Source organism: Pseudomonas sp. LBUM1652 (genome assembly GCF_059716105.1).
On record NZ_CP166804.1, the window covers coordinates 1293503 to 1314101 of the forward strand.

Consider the following 20599-nt stretch of genomic DNA (forward strand, 5'->3'; position numbering starts at 1 on the left):
TCCCAATCTTTACATAGGCTTCCCCCCGAAATGATGGACATCAACGAGATTCGCGAATACCTGCCTCACCGTTACCCGTTCCTGCTGGTGGACCGGGTGGTGGAACTGGACACTGAAGGCAAGCGCATTCGCGCCTACAAGAATGTCAGCATCAATGAACCCTTCTTCAATGGTCACTTCCCTGCGCACCCAATCATGCCGGGCGTGCTGATCATCGAAGCGATGGCTCAGGCTGCCGGGATCCTCGGTTTCAAAATGCTCGACGTCAAACCGGCCGACGGCACCCTGTATTACTTCGTCGGTTCCGACAAGCTGCGTTTCCGCCAGCCAGTGTTGCCGGGCGATCAGTTGATCCTCGAAGCCAAGTTCATCAGCTGCAAGCGCCAGATCTGGAAATTCGAATGCCAGGCTTCGGTCGACGGCAAGCCAGTCTGCTCTGCTGAAATCATCTGTGCGGAACGCAAGCTATGAGTTTGATTGACCCTCGCGCAATCATCGATCCGTCGGCCGTTCTGGCTGACGGCGTCGAGGTCGGCCCGTGGTCGATCATCGGCGCAGGTGTGGAAATCGGCGAGGGTACCGTAATCGGGCCGCATGTGATCCTCAAAGGCCCGACCCGCATCGGCAAGCAGAATCGTATCTACCAGTTCTCCTCGGTAGGCGAAGACACGCCCGATCTGAAATACAAAGGTGAAGAAACTCGTCTGGTGATCGGTGACCACAACGTCATCCGTGAAGGCGTGACGATTCACCGTGGCACCGTGCAGGACCGTTCGGAAACCACGCTGGGCGATCACAACCTGATCATGGCTTACGCCCACATCGGTCACGACAGCGTCATCGGCAACAACTGCATCCTGGTCAACAACACCGCGTTGGCCGGCCATGTGCACGTCGAAGACTGGGCGATCCTCTCCGGTTTCACCCTGGTACATCAGTACTGCCACATCGGCGCCCACAGCTTTTCCGGTATGGGCACGGCAATCGGTAAAGACGTTCCGGCGTTTGTCACCGTGTTTGGCAATCCGGCTGAAGCGCGCAGCATGAACTTCGAAGGCATGCGCCGTCGTGGTTTCAGCGAAGACGCTATCCACGCACTGCGTCGCGCCTACAAGACTGTGTATCGCCAAGGCCTGACGGTCGAGCAGGCACTGGCCGAACTGGCTGAACCTGCTGCTCAGTTCCCGGAAGTCGCGGTGTTCCGTGATTCGATCCAGTCGTCGACTCGCGGCATCACCCGCTGATCATGGCGAGTCTGCGTATTGCGCTGGTAGCGGGTGAGGCTTCCGGTGACATTCTGGGCGCCGGTCTCATGCGCGCCCTAAAGGCACAGCATCCGGCAGTCGAATTTATCGGTGTCGGTGGACCGTTGATGCAGGCCGAAGGCCTGACCTCCTACTTCCCCATGGAACGCTTGTCGGTCATGGGGCTGGTGGAGGTGCTTGGTCGGTTGCGCGAGTTGCTCAAGCGCCGCAAGGAACTCATCGCCACGCTGATCGCCGAAAAGCCTGACGTGTTCATCGGCATCGATGCGCCGGACTTCAACCTCAATATCGAACTCAAGCTGCGTCAGGCCGGGATCAAGACCGTGCATTACGTCAGCCCGTCGGTGTGGGCGTGGCGGCAGAAGCGCGTGTTGAAGATTCGCGAAGGCTGCGACCTGATGTTGACGCTGCTGCCGTTCGAAGCAAAATTTTACGAAGAGAAAGGCGTGCCGGTTCGGTTCGTCGGTCACACGCTGGCCGATACCATTCCGCTGGAGGCTGATCGCGCTGCTGCACGTGCCGAGTTGGGTCTGCCCGACGGCCCGCTGGTGGCATTGATGCCCGGTAGCCGTGGTGGCGAAGTCGCCCGTCTGGGGGCGCTTTTCCTCGATACCGCCGAGCGTTTGCGTGCCATGCGCCCCGGGTTGCGTTTCGTCATACCCTGCGCCAATGCAGAACGCCGCATGCAACTTGAAGAGTTGCTCGCGGGCCGCGATTTGCCAGTGACCTTGCTCGACGGCAAGTCTCATCTGGCCCTGGCCGCGTGCAATGCGGTGTTGATCGCCTCCGGTACGGCGACCCTTGAAGCCTTGCTGTACAAGCGGCCGATGGTGGTGGCCTATCGTCTGGCCCCGCTGACGTTCTGGATTCTCAAGCGCATGGTCAAGAGCCCGTACGTGTCTCTGCCGAACCTGCTGGCCCAGCGCCTGCTGGTTCCGGAACTGTTGCAGGATGATGCGACAGTCGAGGCATTGGCACAGACCCTTTCGCCCCTGATCGAGGGCGGTGAAGAGCAGACTCGCGGCTTCGACGAAATCCATCGCACGCTGCGGCTGGACGCTTCCAATCAGGCGGCGGATGCCGTCCTCAACCTGATCGGTCAAACACGATGAGCAAAAAAGATCTGCAGATGGGCCTGGATTTCACCCTGGTCGCCGAAGTCGAAGAGCTGGTGGCCGGTGTCGATGAAGTCGGTCGCGGCCCATTGTGCGGTGCGGTGGTAACGGCGGCGGTGATTCTCGATCCAAACCGGCCGATCCTTGGCCTCAACGACTCGAAAAAGCTCACCGAAGCCAAACGCGAAAAGCTTTACGACGAGATCATCGAAAAAGCCTTGAGCTGGTGCATTGCTCGTGCCGAGGTCGAAGAAATCGACGAACTGAACATTCTGCACGCAACCATGCTGGCCATGCAGCGTGCCGTGGCCGGCCTGCATATTCAGCCAAAACTGGCGATGATCGATGGCAACCGCTGCCCGCAATTGCCGATGCGCGCTGAAGCCGTGGTGCAGGGCGACGGCAAGGTTCCAGCCATCGCAGCGGCATCGATTCTGGCCAAGGTCAGCCGTGACCGCGAGATGGCCGCATTCGAATTGATTTACCCGGGTTACGGCATTGGTGGCCATAAAGGCTACCCGACGCCCGTTCATCTGGAAGCGTTGGTGCGTCTTGGCCCGACGCCGATTCACCGGCGCTCGTTCGCCCCGGTGCGTCAGGCATACGAGGCACTGGAAGGGCTGACGCAGGTTTAGTCGCAAGGCTGATGTTTTGTTCGAGGCCCGGTACAATCCGGGCCTTGTTGTCTCTATGTAACTGGACAGGATCACTATGCCGGCTTCATTCGTTCATCTACGCCTGCACACTGAATACTCCCTGGTCGACGGGCTGGTGCGGATCAAGCCACTGGTCAAGGCGCTGACCGGCATGAACATGCCGGCCGTGGCGGTCACCGATCAGAACAACATGTGCTCCCTGGTCAAATTCTATAAAAACACCATGGGCGCGGGCATCAAGCCGATCTGCGGCGCCGACCTCTGGCTGTCGAACAAGGATCCGGACGCGCCACTGAGCCGAATCAGTCTGTTGGTGATGAACGCCAAGGGTTATCGCAACCTCACCGAGTTGATCTCGCGCGGCTTCATCGACGGCCAGCGCAACGGCATGATTATCATCGAGCGCCAGTGGGTCGCCGAAGCCAACGAAGGCCTGATCATGCTGTCCGCCGCCAAAGAAGGCGAGATCGGCATGGCGCTGATCGGTGGCAACCCGGCTGAAGCCGAAGCCCTGGCGCGCGAATGGATGAGCGTGTTCCCGGATCGCTTCTATCTGGAAATCCAGCGCACCAACCGTCCCAACGATGAAGAGCAACTGCATGGCGCCGTGGCCCTGGCTGACAAGCTTGGCGCGCCGCTGGTGGCCACCAACGATGTGCGCTTCATCAAGCAGGAAGACTTCGCTGCCCACGAAACCCGCGTATGCATCGGTGAGGGCCGCGCCCTCGATGATCCACGGCGTTCGAAGAATTACAGCGACCAGCAATACCTCAAAAGTGCCGAGGAAATGGCTGAGCTGTTCAGCGACATTCCCGACGCCATCGAAAACACCGTCGAGATTGCCAAGCGCTGCAACATCGACGTGAAACTGGGCACGCACTTCTTGCCCAACTTCCCGATTCCCGATGGCATGACCATCGACGAGTATTTCCGCAAAGTGTCCTTCGACGGTCTGGAGGAGCGACTGGCGGTTCTGCTGCCAAAAGACACCACCGAAGATTACGAGGCCAAACGTCAGGTCTATGTCGACCGGTTGAATTTCGAGCTGGATATCATCATCCAGATGGGCTTCCCGGGTTACTTCCTGATCGTGATGGACTTTATCCAGTGGGCCAAGAGCAACGGCGTGCCAGTAGGTCCTGGCCGTGGATCGGGTGCCGGCTCGCTGGTGGCTTACGTACAGAAAATCACTGACCTTGACCCGCTGGAATATGACCTGCTGTTCGAACGTTTCCTTAACCCGGAACGGGTATCGATGCCCGACTTCGACGTCGACTTCTGCATGGACGGTCGTGACCGGGTGATCGACTACGTGGCCGAGAAATACGGCCGCAACGCGGTAAGCCAGATCATCACTTTCGGTTCCATGGCGGCGAAGGCTGTGGTGCGAGATGTGGCGCGTGTGCAGGGCAAGTCCTACGGCCTGGCGGATCGCCTGTCGAAGATGATTCCGTTCGAAGTCGGCATGACCCTGGAAAAAGCCTACGAGCAGGAAGAAATCCTCCGTGACTTCATCAAGGTCGATGAAGAGGCTGCGGAAATCTGGGAGATGGCGCGCAAGCTTGAAGGCGTTGTGCGTAACGTCGGCAAGCACGCCGGTGGTGTGGTGATCGCACCGACCAAGCTGACTGACTTTTCGCCGATCTATTGCGACGAGGCCGGTGACGGTCTGGTAACCCAGTTCGACAAGGACGACGTTGAAGCGGCCGGTCTGGTGAAGTTCGACTTCCTCGGTCTGCGCACCCTCACGGTTATCGACTGGGCTCTGAAGACCATCAACCGTGACCGCGCCAAGGTCGACGAGCCGCCGCTGGATATCGCGTTTATCCCGCTGGACGACAAGCCGACGTACACGCTGCTGCAAAAAGCTGAAACCACAGCGGTCTTCCAGCTTGAATCCCGCGGCATGAAAGAGCTGATCAAAAAGCTCAAGCCCGACTGTCTGGAAGACTTGATCGCACTGGTGGCCCTGTTCCGTCCGGGCCCGCTGCAGTCCGGCATGGTTGACGACTTTATCAACCGTAAGCACGGTCGCGCCGAACTGGCGTATCCGCACTCCGACTACCAATACGAAGGCCTCAAGCCGGTATTGGCGCCGACGTACGGCATCATCCTGTATCAGGAACAGGTGATGCAGATTGCTCAGGTCATGGCCGGTTACACCCTCGGCGGTGCGGACATGCTGCGTCGGGCAATGGGTAAGAAAAAACCCGAAGAGATGGCCAAGCAGCGCGGCGGCTTCATTGAAGGTTGCAAGACCAACAATATCGACGCTGACCTCGCCGGTAACATTTTCGACCTGGTGGAAAAATTCGCCGGTTATGGCTTCAACAAGTCTCACTCTGCCGCTTATGGTCTGGTGTCGTACCAGACGGCCTGGTTGAAAACCCACTACCCGGCGCCATTCATGGCTGCGGTACTGTCGGCGGACATGCACAACACCGACAAGGTCGTGACCTTGATCGAAGAAATTCGCACGATGAAGCTGCGTCTCGACGCGCCGGATGTGAATACTTCGGAATTCAAGTTCACGGTGAACGACGACGGCCGCATCGTGTATGGCCTCGGCGCGATCAAAGGTGTCGGCGAAGGTCCGGTGGAAGCGATCACCGAGGCGCGTCAGGAAGGCCCGTTCAAGGATCTGTTCGATTTCTGCGCCCGTGTCGACCTCAAGCGCATTAATAAGCGCACCCTCGACGGTCTGATCCGCAGCGGCGCACTGGATCGTCTTGGGCCGTATTTCCACGACGAACAAAAGGCTTATCAGGCCAACATCGACCGCAACCGCGCCGTGCTGCTGGCGGCGATGGAAGAGGCGATCAAGGCTGCCGAGCAAACCGCTCGCACCCACGACAGTGGTCACGCCGACCTGTTTGGCGGGCTATTTGTCGAGGAAGATGCCGACGTTTACGCGACTCATCGCAAGGCCAAGGAGCTGACCCTCAAGGAACGCCTCAAGGGTGAAAAAGACACCTTGGGCCTGTACCTGACCGGTCACCCGATTGACGAATACGAAGGCGAGATCCGCCGTTTTGCCCGTCAGCGCATCATCGACCTGAAACCGGCCCGCGATACGCAGACCGTAGCGGGGATGATCATTGCCCTGCGGGTGATGAAGAACAAAAAGGGCGACAAGATGGGTTTCATCACCCTTGACGACCGCTCCGGGCGGATCGAGGCGTCGCTGTTTGCCGAAGCGTTCCATTCCGCACAGTCGCTGCTGCAGACCGACGCGATGGTGGTGGTTGAAGGCGAGGTCAGCAACGACGACTTCTCCGGCGGCCTGCGCCTGCGGGTCAAGCGGGTGATGAGCATGGAAGATGCGCGTACCAACCTTGCCGAGAGCCTGCGTCTGAAACTGCAGACCCAGGACCTGAAAGGCGATCAGCTACGCTGGTTGGGTGATTTGCTCAAGCGTCACCGCGGGGCGTGCCCGATCACCATGGAGTACACCAGTCCTGATGCGAAGACCTTGCTGCAGTTCGGCGAGACCTGGCGGATCGACCCGGCGGATGCGTTGATTCAAGCCCTGCGTGACCGGTTCGGGCGAGACAACGTCTTCCTCCAATACCGTTGACCGGCAGGGTGCCATCAAGCGCCTTGCCCGCGACCTGAATTTTTAATCTCGACCTTAGCGCGCCTTTTCCTTAAGGTAGGGCGCGAATAGACAACCGGCCGGCCCAAGCTCATTTGGGACACGACCCAAGACGGACGCCTATGAACCCGAATTTTCTAGATTTCGAACAGCCGATCGCCGACCTGCAAGCCAAGATTGAAGAGTTGCGCTTGGTCGGTAATGACAATTCGCTGAATATCGGCGATGAGATCTCCCGCCTGCAGGACAAGAGCAAAACGCTGACCGAAGACATCTTCGGCAAGCTGACCAGCTGGCAGATCGCACGCCTGGCGCGTCACCCGAAACGCCCGTACACCCTCGATTACATCGAGCACATCTTCACCGAGTTCGACGAACTGCACGGCGACCGTCACTTCTCCGACGACGCTGCGATCGTTGGCGGCATCGCCCGTCTGGACGATCAACCGGTGATGATCATCGGTCACCAGAAGGGCCGTGAAGTGCGCGAGAAGGTACGCCGCAACTTTGGTATGCCGCGTCCGGAAGGCTACCGCAAGGCCTGTCGCCTGATGGAAATGGCCGAGCGTTTCAAAATGCCTATCCTGACCTTCATCGACACCCCGGGCGCCTACCCTGGCATTGACGCTGAAGAGCGCAACCAGAGCGAAGCGATTGCCTGGAACCTGCGGGTCATGTCGCGCCTGAAGACCCCGATCATCGCCACTGTTATCGGTGAAGGTGGTTCCGGCGGTGCTTTGGCGATCGGTGTCTGTGATCAGCTGAACATGCTGCAATACTCGACCTATGCGGTGATCTCGCCGGAAGGTTGCGCGTCGATTCTGTGGAAAACCGCCGAAAAAGCGCCGGATGCCGCTGAAGCGATGGGCATCACCGCCGAGCGTCTGAAGGGCCTGGGCATTGTCGACAAGGTGATTGGCGAGCCTCTGGGCGGCGCGCACCGTGATCCGGCAAGCGCTGCGGCTTCGATCCGTGCCGAGCTGAGCTCGCAACTGGCGATGCTGAAGAAGTTCGACAACGAAGCGCTGTTGAAGCGCCGTTATGATCGACTGATGAGCTACGGTCTCTAAGTCGACTGCGCAATACCCATGTGGGAGCGAGCTTGCTCGCGAAGAGGGGGTAACATTCAACCAATGTGTTGGCTGTTACACCGCTATCGCGAGCAGGCTCGCTCCCACATTTGATTTGGGCAAAGAGAAAGATATGGATCGATCATCGATTGATTTGCCTGCAAGGCTTCTGCTGAGTCTTGAGCCTTGGCGCAATGCCGCTCATTGGCGCATCGCTTTCTCCGGTGGTCTCGATTCCACTGTCCTGCTGCATCTGCTCGCTTGTCTCGCAAAAACCGAATCCCTTCCGGCGCTAAGCGCCATCCATATCCATCACGGCCTTCAGGCTGCGGCCGATGCGTGGCCGGCGCATTGCCAGTCTGTCTGCGATGCGCTGGGGGTTCCGTTACAAGTGGAGCGGGTGACGGTGCAACCGGGGGCGAGTCTGGAACGGGCGGCGCGGGATGCGCGGTATGCGGTGTTCAGTTCGGTGACGCAGTCTGATGACGTCTTGCTGACCGGTCAGCATCGTGATGATCAAGCCGAAACCCTGCTTTTTCGTCTGATGCGCGGTGCCGGAGTGCGCGGCCTTTCGGGGATGCCACAGCAGCGTCCGTTGGGGCAGGGGGCTTTGGTTCGGCCGTTGCTCGATGCCACCCGAGCGGAGCTGGAAATCTACGCAAAGAGTCAACAGTTGCGCTGGATCGAAGACCCGTCGAATCAGGATTCGCAGCTTTCGCGCAATTATCTGCGCCATCAAGTCATGCCGCTACTGAGTGAACGCTGGCCAAAAGCTCAGGCCAACATGGCCCGCAGCGCCGCGCATCTGCGTGAAGCGCAAGGCTTGCTCGACGAATTGGCGCACATCGATCTGGCCGAGGCCACCCTTCCAAGTGAGTTTGACTGGCTAGGCCTGCCGTCGCTGGAACTGGCGCCGCTGGCAAATCTTTCCGCCGCCCGTCAGCGCAATGCACTGAGCCACTGGCTCGAACCACTGACACGCTTGCCCGACACTGACCATTGGTCGGGTTGGACAAATCTTTGCGAGGCCTCTCTCGACGCTTCACCGGTCTGGCGTCTGGCCGATGGCGAATTGCACCGCAGCGCCGGCCGTCTGTGGTGGCTCAGCGGCCTCTGGCTGAGTGCGCCGGTGATCGGTTGCGACTGGCATGACCTGTCGTCACCGCTACGCTTGCCCGATAACGGACGTGTCATGTTCAGCGGTCAGACTCCCGTCGGGCCGTTGCAGATCCGCTATCGTCAGGGCGGCGAAGTGATGCATCTCGCGGATCGCGGCCGTCGCGATCTTAAGCGGCTGCTCAATGAACGCGCGGTGCCGGGCTTCGTGCGTGGCAGATTGCCGCTGCTGTTTCGCGGCGAAGAATTGCTCGCGGTGGCGAACCTGCCGGGTCTTGATGGCAATGGGCAGGACGGCTGGCAATTGCATTGGCAGCCAACAGACGAAGATCAAGGTTTGAGATGAAAGGGGCATTCCGGTAGACTACGCTCCCTTCTTGATACAACTTCTGTGGATTCGCCTGAATTGCAGGAGTTGCCGATTACCAAGCAGTCTTTGCTGGGCGATTCCAAAAAATGTGTAGCGAGCAACGTACCGGTGTTTCATCTGCCGGTCTGTCCCAACGCGGCGGTTTTTTTGAAAGGTGCACTGTGATTAATGCAGGTGATCGGGGGCTTCGGCCTTCCTTCGCTTTCCCCGGCGGCTCGTACCGCTTTAACGCAGACTTCTAGGGTTTTTCATGACGCGCTACATATTCGTCACGGGCGGTGTTGTTTCTTCATTGGGGAAAGGCATTGCCTCGGCTTCATTGGCGGCCATCCTGGAGGCGCGGGGGCTTAAGGTCACCATGCTTAAGCTGGATCCGTACATCAACGTCGACCCGGGCACCATGAGCCCGTTCCAGCACGGTGAAGTGTTCGTCACCCACGACGGCGCCGAGACCGACCTGGACCTGGGCCACTACGAGCGGTTCATCCGCACGACCATGACCCAGAACAACAACTTCACCACCGGCCGTGTCTACGAGCACGTGCTGCGCAAAGAGCGCCGTGGTGACTACCTGGGTGCAACCATCCAGGTGATTCCGCACATCACCGACGAAATCAAGCGCCGCATCATCAAGGGTGCCGGTGACGCTGACGTGGCGATGGTCGAAATCGGTGGCACCGTGGGTGACATCGAGTCGCAACCGTTCCTCGAAGCCATCCGCCAGTTGCGTTTCGAAGTCGGCGCCAAGCGCGCGATGCTGATGCACTTGACCCTGGTTCCGTACATCGCCACTGCTGGCGAAACCAAGACCAAACCTACCCAGCACTCCGTCAAGGAACTGCGTTCGATCGGCCTGCAGCCAGACGTACTGGTTTGCCGTTCCGATCACCCGATCGACATTTCGTCTCGTCGCAAGATCGCGCAATTCACCAACGTTGAAGAACGTGCGGTGATCGCGCTGGAAGACGCCGACACCATCTACAAGATCCCGGGCATCCTGCACTCCCAGGGTCTGGATGATTTCGTTGTCGAGCGTTTTGGCCTGCAATGCGGCAGCGCTGACCTGTCCGAGTGGGAAGCGGTCGTAGATGCCAAGCTGAACCCGGAACACGAAGTCACCATCGCCATGGTCGGCAAGTACATGGAACTGCTGGACGCCTACAAATCGCTGATTGAAGCGATGAGTCACGCCGGCATCAGCAACCGTACCAAGGTCAACCTGCGCTACATCGATTCCGAAGACATCGAAAACCAGGGCACTGCGCTGCTGGAAGGTGTTGACGCGATTCTGGTACCGGGTGGCTTCGGTCTGCGTGGCGTGGAAGGCAAGATCACTGCCGTTCAGTACGCTCGCGAAAACAAGGTTCCTTACCTCGGCATCTGCCTCGGCATGCAAGTGGCGGTCATCGAGTTCGCCCGTAACGTGATGGGCTGGAAAGACGCCAACTCCACCGAGTTCGATCGCGCCAGCGGTCACCCGGTTGTCGGTCTGATCACCGAGTGGGAAGACGCCACCGGCGCCGTTGAAGTGCGTACCGAATCGTCTGACCTGGGCGGCACCATGCGCCTCGGTGCTCAGGACTGCCTGCTCGAAGCCGGTTCCAAAGTGCACGATTGCTACGGCAAGGACGTGATTGTCGAGCGTCACCGTCACCGTTACGAAGTGAACAACAACCTGCTGCCGCAAATCATCGAAGCTGGCCTGAAAATCTCCGGTCGTTCCGCCGATGCTGCGCTGGTTGAAGTGGTCGAAGCACCGGATCATCCATGGTTCGTCGCTTGCCAGTTCCACCCTGAGTTCACCTCGACACCACGTGATGGCCATCCGCTGTTCAGCGGTTTTGTCAAAGCAGCGTTGGCTCAACACCAGAAGAAGGCGTAACCCCGATGGCACAGAAGATCATCCGCGTCGGCGACATCGAGATTGCCAACGACAAACCCATGGTGCTGTTCGGCGGCATGAACGTGCTGGAAAGCCGTGACATGGCCATGCAGGTTTGCGAAGAGTACGTGAAGGTCACCGAAAAACTCGGCATCCCTTACGTGTTCAAGGCCAGTTTCGACAAGGCCAACCGTTCTTCTGTCGCCTCTTATCGCGGTCCTGGCCTGGAAGAGGGCATGCGCATCTTCCAGGACATCAAACAAGCCTTCGGCGTGCCGATCATCACCGACGTCCACGAGCCTGACCAGGCTGCGGTCGTCGCGGAGGTCTGCGACATCATTCAACTGCCGGCCTTCCTGTCGCGCCAGACCGATCTGGTCGTCGCGATGGCCAAGACCAATGCTGTCATCAACATCAAGAAAGCCCAGTTTCTCGCGCCTCAGGAAATGAAGCACATCCTGAACAAGTGCGTGGAAGCGGGTAACGATCAATTGATTCTCTGCGAGCGTGGTTCGAGTTTCGGCTACAACAACCTCGTGGTCGACATGCTCGGCTTCGGCATCATGAAGCAGTTCGAGTACCCGGTATTCTTCGACGTGACCCACTCGCTGCAAATGCCTGGCGGTCGTTCCGACTCCGCCGGCGGTCGCCGTGCGCAGGTTCTGGATCTGGCCAAGGCTGGCATGAGCCAAGGCCTGGCAGGTCTGTTCCTCGAAGCTCACCCGGATCCGGACAACGCCAAATGCGACGGCCCTTGCGCCTTGCGTCTGGACAAACTGGAGCCATTCCTGGCCCAGCTCAAAGCTCTGGACGAGCTGGTGAAGAGTTTTCCGACGGTAGAAACCGCGTAAACCTCAATTCTCCGGTAAAGTACCGCACGATTTGTCGCTCATGCCCTCGGGCATGAGCGTTATCGTCTGCAAGCTGCCCGCCGTACACCCCTTGCCGACGGTAAAAAGATTTCCTCTAGCTGCGTCGTTTTCGTCAACTTTGGAGTGTTTACAACAATGGCAAAAATCGTCGACATCAAAGGTCGTGAAGTTCTCGACTCCCGTGGCAATCCCACCGTGGAAGCGGACGTGCTTCTCGACAACGGCATCATCGGCAGCGCTTGCGCGCCGTCCGGTGCATCCACTGGCTCGCGTGAAGCACTCGAGCTGCGTGATGGCGACAAGAGCCGTTACCTGGGCAAGGGCGTGCTCAAAGCGGTAGCCAACATCAACGGTCCGATCCGCGATCTGCTGCTGGGCACCGACCCAAGCGACCAGAAAGCGCTGGATCACGCGATGATCAAGCTCGACGGTACTGAAAACAAAGCGACCCTGGGCGCCAACGCCATCCTCGCCGTGTCCCTGGCTGCGGCCAAGGCTGCTGCACAGGATCAGGATCTGCCGCTGTACGCACACATCGCCAACCTGAACGGCACACCGGGTGTTTACTCGATGCCGGTGCCGATGATGAACATCATCAACGGTGGCGAGCACGCCGATAACAACGTCGACATCCAGGAATTCATGGTTCAGCCGGTTGGCGCCAAGTCTTTCTCGGAAGGTCTGCGCATGGGCACCGAGATTTTCCATCACCTCAAAGCTGTGCTGAAGGCCCGTGGCCTGAGCACTGCCGTTGGCGACGAAGGCGGTTTCGCACCGAACCTGGCGTCCAACGAAGACGCTTTGAAAGTGATCTCCGAAGCCGTGGCCAACGCCGGTTACAAACTGGGCACCGACGTGACCCTGGCACTGGACTGCGCGGCCAGCGAATTCTACGAAGACGGCAAGTACAACCTGTCCGGCGAAGGCCAGGTGTTCACCGCTGAAGGTTTCGCTGACTACCTCAAAGGCCTGACCGAGCGTTACCCGATCATCTCCATCGAAGACGGTCTGGACGAGTCCGATTGGGCTGGCTGGAAGATCCTCACCGACAAGATCGGCGAGAAGGTTCAACTGGTAGGCGACGACCTGTTCGTGACCAACACCAAGATCCTGAAAGAAGGCATCGATAAAAAGATCGCCAACTCGATCCTGATCAAGTTCAACCAGATCGGCACCCTGACCGAAACCCTGGAAGCCATCCAGATGGCCAAGGCTGCCGGTTACACCGCCGTGATCTCGCACCGCTCCGGCGAAACCGAAGATTCGACCATTGCCGACCTGGCTGTGGGCACCTCGGCTGGCCAGATCAAGACCGGTTCGCTGTGCCGTTCCGACCGCGTTTCCAAGTACAACCAACTGCTGCGTATCGAAGAGCAGTTGAATGGTAAAGCCAAGTACAACGGTCGCTCCGAGTTCCGCGGCTAAGTTGTAAATGGTAAAAAGACACCGGATTGTGTCGGAAAAGTCGTGACAGCGATGGATTTGCCACTAATCTGATGCCTTAACAGCACAAGCCTGGATCTTCCAGGCTTCGTGCTATCAGACGTTTCAAAGTTTTGGCGTGGCTGTCTTTTTTCACTGGATACCTGATATTCGATGCGCAGTCCTTACTGGTTGTTTCTCGTTTTGCTCTTGCTGCTGGCCGGTCTGCAGTACCGCCTGTGGGTGGGCAATGGCAGTCTGGCGCAAGTCGCCGAGCTGAATCAGCAGATTGCTGAGCAACATGCCGAGAACGAAGGTTTGCTGGAGCGCAACCGGGTGATGGACGCAGAAGTCAGCGAGCTGAAGAAAGGCATGGAGACCGTTGAAGAGCGTGCTCGTCATGAGCTGGGCATGGTCAAGGACGGCGAAACCCTTTACCAGTTGGCCCAATGATCGATTCCCTGCCGGCCTTCTGGGCCGTGATTCCTGCCGCGGGCGTCGGTGCCCGTATGGCCGCGGACCGTCCCAAGCAATACTTGCAACTGGGCGGGCGCACAATTCTCGAACACAGCCTCGGCTGTTTTCTTGATCACCCGAGCCTCAAGGGCTTGGTGGTCAGTCTTGCTGTTGATGATCCTTATTGGCCGAACCTCGCCTGCGTCAACGATCCGCGTATTCAGCGGGTTGAGGGCGGTGCCGAGCGCTCCGGTTCGGTGCTCAATGCCTTGCTGCATCTGCATGCCCAAGGTGCCGATGATGAGGATTGGGTGCTGGTGCACGATGCGGCACGGCCCAACCTGAGTCGCGATGACCTCGACAAGTTACTCGCTGAACTGGCGAGTGATCCGGTGGGTGGTTTGCTCGCAGTGCCTGCGCGCGACACGCTGAAACGGGTCGACAAAAACGGTCGTGTGGTCGAAACCGTGGATCGCAGTGTGATCTGGCAGGCCTATACGCCGCAGATGTTCCGTCTTGGCGCGTTGCATCGGGCGCTGGCGGACAGCCTGGTGGCGGATGCCGTGATCACCGATGAAGCCTCGGCGATGGAATGGGCGGGCCTGGCGCCGCGTCTGATCGAAGGGCGGGCGGACAACCTGAAAGTCACCCGTCCTGAAGATCTGGAATGGTTGCGGCAGCGTTGGACTAACCGCCGCTAGAAGATCAAAGCCTTTAAATTCGATACTCCGGCCGCTCGGCCAATCCTTCCTTGAGAAAATCCACCAACTTGCGCACCTTCGGCGACAAATGTCGCTGCTGCGGATACAGCGCCCACACTGCCGTGTTCGGCGGCTGATGCGCCTCCAGCAACGAAATCAACGCGCCACTGTGCAGATGCTCCAGCACGTAATAATCCGGCAACTGACACAATCCAACCCCTTGTAGCGCGGCATCCAGCACCGCTTGCCCACTGTTGCAGCGCCAGTTTCCCTGCACCCGCTGGGAAAATTCCCGGCCGTTTTGCTCAAGCTGCCAGATGTCCGAACTGCCGATAAGGCAATTGTGCCGGCTCAATTCCGACAAGCTGTGTGGGCGTCCGTACCGTTCGACATAGGACGGTGATGCGCACAAATACATGCGCCTTGGCGCCAGCCGTGTGGCGACCAAGCGCGAGTCCTGTAGTCGACCCAGACGAATCGCCAGATCCAGCCCTTCATGCACCAGATCGAGTTGGCGGTTACTCAATTCAATGTCGATGCGCAGTTGTGGGTACAGCCCCATGAACCGCGTCACCAGCGGCACGATAAAACGTTCGCCGTAGGCCACCGCGCAAGTCATGCGCAGCATGCCCTTCGGTTCGCTGGTCAAATCACCGACCGCGCGCAAGGCTTCTTCGCGACCGTCCTGCAATCGTTGACAGTGCTGGAGAAAGGTTTGCCCGGCTTCGGTCAGCGTCACGCGACGTGTGCTGCGATAGAGCAGGCGTGTCTGCAAGCGCTCTTCCAGTCGTACGATTTGTCGACTGATGTGCGAGGAAGAAACCCCAAGACGGTCGGCAGCGGCGGTGAACTGGCTGCATTCGGCGACGGCGACGAACTCGTCGATGCCTTCCCAGCGGTTTTCGGACATCGGGATTATCCCTGTGTGGCAATAATGTTTTGCTTTTGGCCTGATTATTCATCGTAAAGCCATGTATTACACTCCTTGTCTGGTTTTTTATTCAATGGATTCACTGGAGAGTCAGCATGATCAAGTCGCGCGCCGCCGTTGCCTTCGAGGCCAAGAAGCCGCTGGAAATCGTAGAAGTCGATGTCGCCATGCCCAAGGCTGGTGAAGTGTTGCTGCGCGTGGTGGCTTCCGGCGTTTGCCACACTGACGCTTACACCCTGTCCGGCGCTGACCCGGAAGGCATCTTCCCGTCGATCCTCGGCCACGAAGGTGGCGCCATCGTTGAAGCCATCGGCGAAGGCGTGACGTCAGTTGCCGTCGGCGATCACGTGATTCCGCTGTACACCCCGGAATGCGGCCAGTGCAAATTCTGTAAGTCGGGCAAGACCAACCTGTGTCAGGCGATTCGTGCGACTCAGGGCAAAGGCCTGATGCCGGATGGCACTTCGCGCTTTTCCTACAAGGGCGAAACGATTTTCCACTACATGGGTACTTCGACGTTCTCGGAATACACCGTGTTGCCGGAAATCTCCGTGGCCAAGATCTCTAAAGATGCGCCACTGGAAAAGGTTTGCCTGCTCGGTTGCGGTGTCACCACCGGTATTGGTGCGGTGCTCAATACTGCCAAGGTCAAACCGGGTGACACCGTGGCGATTTTCGGTCTGGGCGGCATCGGTTTGTCGGCGGTGATCGGAGCAGTGAAAGCCAAAGCAGCACGCATCATCGCTATCGATATCAACCCGGCCAAATTCGAAATCGCCAAGCAGCTCGGCGCCACCGACTGCGTGAACCCGAAAGACTTCGATCGTCCGATCCAGGAAGTGATCGTCGACATGACTGATGGCGGCGTCGACTTCTCCTTCGAATGCATCGGCAACGTGCAACTGATGCGCGCAGCCCTTGAGTGCTGCCATAAAGGCTGGGGCGAGTCGGTAATCATCGGTGTTGCCGGCGCGGGTCAGGAAATTTCTACCCGTCCATTCCAGTTGGTCACCGGTCGCGTCTGGCGCGGTTCGGCGTTCGGTGGCGTGCGCGGCCGTACCGAGTTGCCAAGCTATGTCGACATGGCGCAAAGCGGCGAAATCCCGCTGGATACTTTCATCACCCACACCATGGGCCTGGAAGATATCAACAAGGCGTTCGACCTGATGCACGAAGGCAAGAGCATTCGCACCGTCATTCATTTCTGATCAATCGTGGTGACATGGCAACAAGTCGTGAAGGCTTGTTGCTGTGGCCGCGTAGGAGTCTTTACATGAGTCTGGAAAACATCTCCTGTCAGAAAAGTTTCGGTGGTTGGCACAAGCGCTATCGCCACCGATCCGACGTGCTCGGTTGCGACATGGTATTTGCCGTGTACCTGCCGCCGCAGGCGGAGCAGGGCGGCAAGCTGCCGGTGTTGTATTGGCTGTCGGGTCTGACCTGCACCGATGAGAACTTCATGCAGAAGGCTGGCGCCATGCGCATGGCCTCCGAGCTGGGCTTGATCATCGTGGCGCCGGACACCAGTCCGCGCGGCCCTGATGTCCCGGGCGATCCGGATGGCGCGTGGGATTTCGGTCTCGGTGCCGGTTTTTATCTGAATGCCACGCAGGAACCCTGGTCGCGGCACTATCGGATGCATGACTATGTCGTGCAGGAATTGCCTTCACTGGTTGAAGCGCATTTCCCGGCGTCCGATAAGCGCAGCATCAGCGGGCACTCTATGGGCGGTCACGGTGCGTTGGTCTGTGCATTGCGCAATCCGGGGCGTTACCAATCGGTGTCGGCATTTTCGCCGATCAACAATCCAATGGATTGCCCGTGGGGGCAGAAGGCGTTCTCCCGTTACCTGGGCGAAGACCGTTCGAAGTGGAAAGAATGGGATGCCTGCGCGCTGATCGCCGAGGCCGATGAAAAGCTGCCGCTGCTGGTTGACCAAGGTGATCGCGACGACTTCCTCGCCACCCAACTCAAACCGGAAGCCCTGCAACAAGCAGCAAAACAAGCGGGCCATCCGCTGACCTTGCGCTCTCAACCGGGCTACGACCACAGCTATTTCTTCATCTCAAGCTTTATAGACGACCACTTGCAGCATCACGCACGCGCTCTGCGCGGTTAATGCAGGTAGAATCACGCCCTGACAAAAATCGGGGCGTTTTTTCTTATGCGTATTGGCCACGGCTATGATGTGCACCGTTTCGCTGAAGGCGATTTCATTACTCTGGGCGGCGTGCAAATCGCACACAGCTTCGGGCTGCTCGCTCATTCCGACGGTGACGTCCTGCTGCACGCCTTGAGCGATGCCTTGCTCGGTGCCGCTGCGCTGGGTGATATCGGCAAACACTTTCCGGACACCGATCCGCAATTCAAGGGCGCCGATAGCCGTGCGTTGTTGCGCCATGTGGTCGGACTGATCCACGCCAAAGGCTGGAAAGTCGGCAACGTCGATAACACCATCGTCGCGCAGGCACCAAAAATGGCCCCGCATATCGAATCGATGCGCGCGCTGATCGCTGCGGATCTTCAAGTTGAGTTGGACCAAGTGAACGTGAAAGCTACTACTACCGAGAAGCTTGGCTTTGTCGGTCGCGAAGAAGGCATTGCCGTGCACTCCGTTGCCTTGTTGCTGCGCGCATGAATGAACTGCAATTGCTCGGCCCGCGGGCCTATGGCGAACCCCTCGGCACCGCAGTACTGAAAGCCATCGCTGAAGATTTCCAGGTCGATGAAGTCCTCGATATTCCGTTTAGCGGTGACGGCGAACACCTATGGATCTGGGTCGAAAAACGCGGCCTCAATACTGAAGAGGCTGCACGGCGCATCGCCAAGGCTGCCGGTGTGCCTCTGCGCACGGTCAGTTATGCCGGGCTGAAGGATCGTCAGGCGCTGACCCGTCAGTGGTTCAGCGTGCAGCTGCCGGGCAAGGCTGATCCGGATCTGTCGGCAGCGGAAAACGATACGCTGAAGATTCTCAAAACCACCCGCCACAAGCGCAAGCTGCAACGCGGCGCGCATTCGGCCAATGGTTTTACCCTGCGCCTGACCCAATTCGCCGGCGATAAAGCGGCTATTGAAGAGCGTCTGCAACTGATCGCCAAGCAAGGCATTCCCAATTATTTCGGCGCTCAGCGTTTCGGCCATGACGGCGGCAACGTCATCGATGCGCGTGCGTGGGCGGCGCGCAAGGCGTTGCCTGAGCAACGCAATGTGCGCTCGCGACTGCTGTCGACGGCACGCAGTTTTCTGTTCAATCAGGTGCTGGCGGCGCGGGTCGCCGATGGCACCTGGCAGCGCGCGCTGGTTGGCGACCTGCTGGCATTCACCGACAGCCGCAGCTTTTTTCCCGCCGGTGAAGCTGAATGCAGCGATCCGCGTCTGGCGATTCTCGACCTGCATCCCACCGGCCCGCAGTGGGGCGAAGGTGACTCCCCGGCGGCTGGCGCTGTCCATGATCTGGAGCAGGGGATTGCCGCCCGTGAAGCGGATCTGCGAGATTGGTTGATTCACGCCGGCATGAGCCACGAACGTCGCATCCTGCGGCTGCCCATTGGCGGGTTGACGTGGCATTATCCCCAGCCTGACATTCTGCAACTGGAATTCGTCCTCCCGGCCGGATGCTTCGCCACCGTATTGGTGCGCGAACTCGTTGATCTGGTGCCGGTGGGGCAGACGGACAGCCCATGCGTATTCTGATTTCTAACGACGATGGGGTAACCGCACCCGGTCTCGCCGCGCTTTATGCTGCGCTGGCAGATTACACCGAGTGCGTGGTTATCGCCCCGGAGCAGGACAAAAGCGGCGCCAGCAGTTCGCTGACGCTCGACCGTCCGTTGCACCCGCAATATCTGGCCAACGGCTTTATCAGCCTCAATGGCACACCGACCGACTGCGTGCATCTGGGCCTTAATGGTCTGCTGGAACGTGAGCCGGACATGGTGGTTTCCGGTATCAACCTCGGCGCCAATCTTGGCGATGATGTGTTGTATTCCGGGACAGTGGCGGCCGCCCTTGAAGGGCGATTCCTCGAACGTCCGTCGTTTGCCTTTTCGCTGGTCTCACGTCAGGTGGATAATCTTCCTACGGCGGCCTACTTTGCGCGCAAACTGGTCGAGGCCCATGCCGGGCTCGATCTGCCGCCGCGCACGGTGCTCAACGTGAACATTCCTAATCTGCCCATCGACCATATTCGCGGTATTCAGCTGACCCGACTTGGCCATCGTGCCCGGGCGGCGGCGCCGATGAAAGTCGTCGATCCACGCGGCAAAGCCGGTTATTGGATTGCTGCCGCTGGCGATGCTGAAGATGGCGGGCCGGGCACGGACTTTCATGCCGTGATGCAAGGCTATGTTTCCATCACCCCTTTGCAGCTCGATCGCACCTTCAACGATGCCTTCAGAAGTCTTGACGGCTGGCTGGAGGGACTGCGCTGATGGCTCGTGAACACGAAGACAGAATGCGCAGCGGCATCGGCATGACGTCCCAGCGCACGCGGGAACGTCTGATCCAGCGCCTGTACGAAGAAGGCTTGTCCAACGCCAAGGTGCTGGAAGTGATTCGCCGCACGCCGCGACACCTGTTTGTCGACGAAGCACTGGCGCACCGCGCTTATGAAGACACGGCGCTGCCCATTGGCCATAACCAGACCATTTCCCAGCCTTATATGGTGGCGCGCATGAGCGAGCTGCTGCTTGAGGCCGGTCCGCTGGACAAGGTACTGGAGATCGGCACCGGTTCGGGTTATCAGACGGCCGTGTTGTCGCAACTGGTGGAGCGGGTGTTCTCGGTTGAGCGCATCAAGGTTCTGCAGGATCGCGCCAAGGAACGTCTGGTCGAGTTGAACTTGCGCAACGTGGTGTTTCGTTGGGGCGACGGTTGGGAAGGCTGGCCGGCCCTGGCGCCTTACAACGGCATTATCGTTACAGCCGTGGCCACCGACGTGCCGCAAGCATTGCTCGATCAGTTGGCTCCGGGTGGACGTCTGGTGATCCCGGTAGGCTCGGGGGAAGTACAGCAATTGATGCTGATCGTGCGTGAAGAGCACGGTTTCTCACGACACGTTTTGGGCGCTGTTCGCTTCGTGCCTTTGCTCAATGGGCCGTTGGCCTGAGCATTTATGCACAGGCGCTGAATTCCTTTCGTTCGCCTCGG

General features: G+C 58.9%; 19 protein-coding genes. 18 read left to right on the plus strand and 1 reads right to left on the minus strand.

Going from position 1 to position 20599, the window contains the following annotated elements; all coding sequences use genetic code 11:
• Positions 1–30 precede the first annotated feature (30 nt).
• The 12 genes from fabZ (at position 31) to ispD (ending at position 14520) form a co-directional block, all read left to right on the plus strand.
• Entirely contained in the window at positions 31–471 is a 441-nt protein-coding gene (fabZ, locus tag ACA069_RS05720) for a 3-hydroxyacyl-ACP dehydratase FabZ (RefSeq protein ID WP_003222142.1), read from the plus strand.
• Positions 468–1244: an acyl-ACP--UDP-N-acetylglucosamine O-acyltransferase gene (gene lpxA / locus ACA069_RS05725; protein WP_187679149.1), complete on the plus strand. Its 777-nt coding sequence runs from the start codon at positions 468–470 to the stop codon at positions 1242–1244. The genes fabZ and lpxA overlap by 4 nt, the downstream gene beginning before the upstream one ends.
• A gap of 2 nt (positions 1245–1246) precedes the next feature.
• Positions 1247–2377, plus strand: coding sequence for a lipid-A-disaccharide synthase (lpxB, locus tag ACA069_RS05730; RefSeq protein WP_497616665.1), 1131 nt, complete (start codon positions 1247–1249; stop codon positions 2375–2377).
• 11 nt (positions 2378–2388) lie between these two features.
• On the plus strand, positions 2389–3015 hold the full coding sequence (gene rnhB / locus ACA069_RS05735; RefSeq protein WP_187679177.1) for a ribonuclease HII: 627 nt from the start codon (positions 2389–2391) through the stop codon (positions 3013–3015).
• A gap of 76 nt (positions 3016–3091) precedes the next feature.
• On the plus strand, positions 3092–6613 hold the full coding sequence (dnaE, locus tag ACA069_RS05740) for a DNA polymerase III subunit alpha (RefSeq protein ID WP_497616667.1): 3522 nt from the start codon (positions 3092–3094) through the stop codon (positions 6611–6613).
• Between the two features lie 140 nt (positions 6614–6753).
• The gene (locus ACA069_RS05745; protein WP_187679147.1) at positions 6754–7701 is read left to right on the plus strand and encodes an acetyl-CoA carboxylase carboxyltransferase subunit alpha; all 948 of its coding nucleotides are present in this window, start codon (positions 6754–6756) and stop codon (positions 7699–7701) included.
• A gap of 133 nt (positions 7702–7834) precedes the next feature.
• The gene (gene tilS, locus ACA069_RS05750; RefSeq protein ID WP_497616668.1) at positions 7835–9163 is read left to right on the plus strand and encodes a tRNA lysidine(34) synthetase TilS; all 1329 of its coding nucleotides are present in this window, start codon (positions 7835–7837) and stop codon (positions 9161–9163) included.
• 274 nt (positions 9164–9437) lie between these two features.
• Complete coding sequence (gene pyrG, locus ACA069_RS05755) at positions 9438–11069, plus strand: CTP synthase (protein WP_489880870.1); 1632 nt, start codon at positions 9438–9440, stop codon at positions 11067–11069.
• A 5-nt stretch (positions 11070–11074) separates the two neighbouring features.
• Complete coding sequence (gene kdsA, locus ACA069_RS05760) at positions 11075–11920, plus strand: 3-deoxy-8-phosphooctulonate synthase (protein ID WP_187679144.1); 846 nt, start codon at positions 11075–11077, stop codon at positions 11918–11920.
• 156 nt (positions 11921–12076) lie between these two features.
• The gene (eno, locus tag ACA069_RS05765; protein ID WP_042557893.1) at positions 12077–13366 is read left to right on the plus strand and encodes a phosphopyruvate hydratase; all 1290 of its coding nucleotides are present in this window, start codon (positions 12077–12079) and stop codon (positions 13364–13366) included.
• A 171-nt stretch (positions 13367–13537) separates the two neighbouring features.
• Positions 13538–13816: a cell division protein FtsB gene (ftsB, locus tag ACA069_RS05770; RefSeq protein WP_095189352.1), complete on the plus strand. Its 279-nt coding sequence runs from the start codon at positions 13538–13540 to the stop codon at positions 13814–13816.
• Positions 13813–14520: a 2-C-methyl-D-erythritol 4-phosphate cytidylyltransferase gene (gene ispD / locus ACA069_RS05775; protein ID WP_489880871.1), complete on the plus strand. Its 708-nt coding sequence runs from the start codon at positions 13813–13815 to the stop codon at positions 14518–14520. Before ftsB ends, ispD begins: the two co-directional genes overlap by 4 nt.
• Before the next feature lie 13 nt (positions 14521–14533).
• Here the strand turns inward: ispD and ACA069_RS05780 are convergent, their stop codons facing one another.
• Positions 14534–15430, minus strand: coding sequence for a LysR family transcriptional regulator (locus tag ACA069_RS05780; RefSeq protein ID WP_497616671.1), 897 nt, complete (start codon positions 15428–15430; stop codon positions 14534–14536).
• 116 nt (positions 15431–15546) lie between these two features.
• On the opposite strand from ACA069_RS05780, the gene ACA069_RS05785 reads away from it, so the two are divergent.
• From ACA069_RS05785 to ACA069_RS05810, 6 genes are all read left to right on the plus strand, one after another.
• Positions 15547–16659: an S-(hydroxymethyl)glutathione dehydrogenase/class III alcohol dehydrogenase gene (locus ACA069_RS05785; RefSeq protein WP_008081726.1), complete on the plus strand. Its 1113-nt coding sequence runs from the start codon at positions 15547–15549 to the stop codon at positions 16657–16659.
• A gap of 65 nt (positions 16660–16724) precedes the next feature.
• On the plus strand, positions 16725–17570 hold the full coding sequence (gene fghA / locus ACA069_RS05790) for an S-formylglutathione hydrolase (protein ID WP_497618198.1): 846 nt from the start codon (positions 16725–16727) through the stop codon (positions 17568–17570).
• Between the two features lie 45 nt (positions 17571–17615).
• Positions 17616–18089 carry a 2-C-methyl-D-erythritol 2,4-cyclodiphosphate synthase gene (ispF, locus tag ACA069_RS05795; protein WP_187679140.1) on the plus strand — a complete coding sequence of 158 codons (474 nt, stop codon included), beginning with the start codon at positions 17616–17618 and terminating at the stop codon, positions 18087–18089.
• A complete protein-coding gene (gene truD, locus ACA069_RS05800) occupies positions 18086–19144 on the plus strand; it encodes a tRNA pseudouridine(13) synthase TruD (RefSeq protein ID WP_497616673.1) in 1059 nt (352 codons plus the stop codon). The genes ispF and truD overlap by 4 nt, the downstream gene beginning before the upstream one ends.
• Entirely contained in the window at positions 19132–19881 is a 750-nt protein-coding gene (surE, locus tag ACA069_RS05805; RefSeq protein ID WP_187679138.1) for a 5'/3'-nucleotidase SurE, read from the plus strand. Before truD ends, surE begins: the two co-directional genes overlap by 13 nt.
• Before the next feature lie 41 nt (positions 19882–19922).
• Positions 19923–20558: a protein-L-isoaspartate(D-aspartate) O-methyltransferase gene (locus ACA069_RS05810; RefSeq protein WP_177327338.1), complete on the plus strand. Its 636-nt coding sequence runs from the start codon at positions 19923–19925 to the stop codon at positions 20556–20558.
• The last annotated feature ends 41 nt before the right edge of the window (positions 20559–20599 follow it).

Coding starts and splice junctions, on each gene's coding strand:
- eno (WP_042557893.1), top strand. CDS start 12,077: ATGGCAAAAATCGTCGACATCAAAGGTCGTGAAGTTCTCGACTCCCGT.
- dnaE (WP_497616667.1), top strand. CDS start 3,092: ATGCCGGCTTCATTCGTTCATCTACGCCTGCACACTGAATACTCCCTG.
- fabZ (WP_003222142.1), top strand. CDS start 31: ATGATGGACATCAACGAGATTCGCGAATACCTGCCTCACCGTTACCCG.
- ACA069_RS05810 (WP_177327338.1), top strand. CDS start 19,923: ATGACGTCCCAGCGCACGCGGGAACGTCTGATCCAGCGCCTGTACGAA.
- ispD (WP_489880871.1), top strand. CDS start 13,813: ATGATCGATTCCCTGCCGGCCTTCTGGGCCGTGATTCCTGCCGCGGGC.
- ACA069_RS05785 (WP_008081726.1), top strand. CDS start 15,547: ATGATCAAGTCGCGCGCCGCCGTTGCCTTCGAGGCCAAGAAGCCGCTG.
- kdsA (WP_187679144.1), top strand. CDS start 11,075: ATGGCACAGAAGATCATCCGCGTCGGCGACATCGAGATTGCCAACGAC.
- surE (WP_187679138.1), top strand. CDS start 19,132: ATGCGTATTCTGATTTCTAACGACGATGGGGTAACCGCACCCGGTCTC.
- tilS (WP_497616668.1), top strand. CDS start 7,835: ATGGATCGATCATCGATTGATTTGCCTGCAAGGCTTCTGCTGAGTCTT.
- fghA (WP_497618198.1), top strand. CDS start 16,725: ATGAGTCTGGAAAACATCTCCTGTCAGAAAAGTTTCGGTGGTTGGCAC.
- ACA069_RS05780 (WP_497616671.1), bottom strand. CDS start 15,430: ATGTCCGAAAACCGCTGGGAAGGCATCGACGAGTTCGTCGCCGTCGCC.
- truD (WP_497616673.1), top strand. CDS start 18,086: ATGAATGAACTGCAATTGCTCGGCCCGCGGGCCTATGGCGAACCCCTC.
- ispF (WP_187679140.1), top strand. CDS start 17,616: ATGCGTATTGGCCACGGCTATGATGTGCACCGTTTCGCTGAAGGCGAT.
- ACA069_RS05745 (WP_187679147.1), top strand. CDS start 6,754: ATGAACCCGAATTTTCTAGATTTCGAACAGCCGATCGCCGACCTGCAA.
- lpxA (WP_187679149.1), top strand. CDS start 468: ATGAGTTTGATTGACCCTCGCGCAATCATCGATCCGTCGGCCGTTCTG.
- pyrG (WP_489880870.1), top strand. CDS start 9,438: ATGACGCGCTACATATTCGTCACGGGCGGTGTTGTTTCTTCATTGGGG.
- ftsB (WP_095189352.1), top strand. CDS start 13,538: ATGCGCAGTCCTTACTGGTTGTTTCTCGTTTTGCTCTTGCTGCTGGCC.
- lpxB (WP_497616665.1), top strand. CDS start 1,247: ATGGCGAGTCTGCGTATTGCGCTGGTAGCGGGTGAGGCTTCCGGTGAC.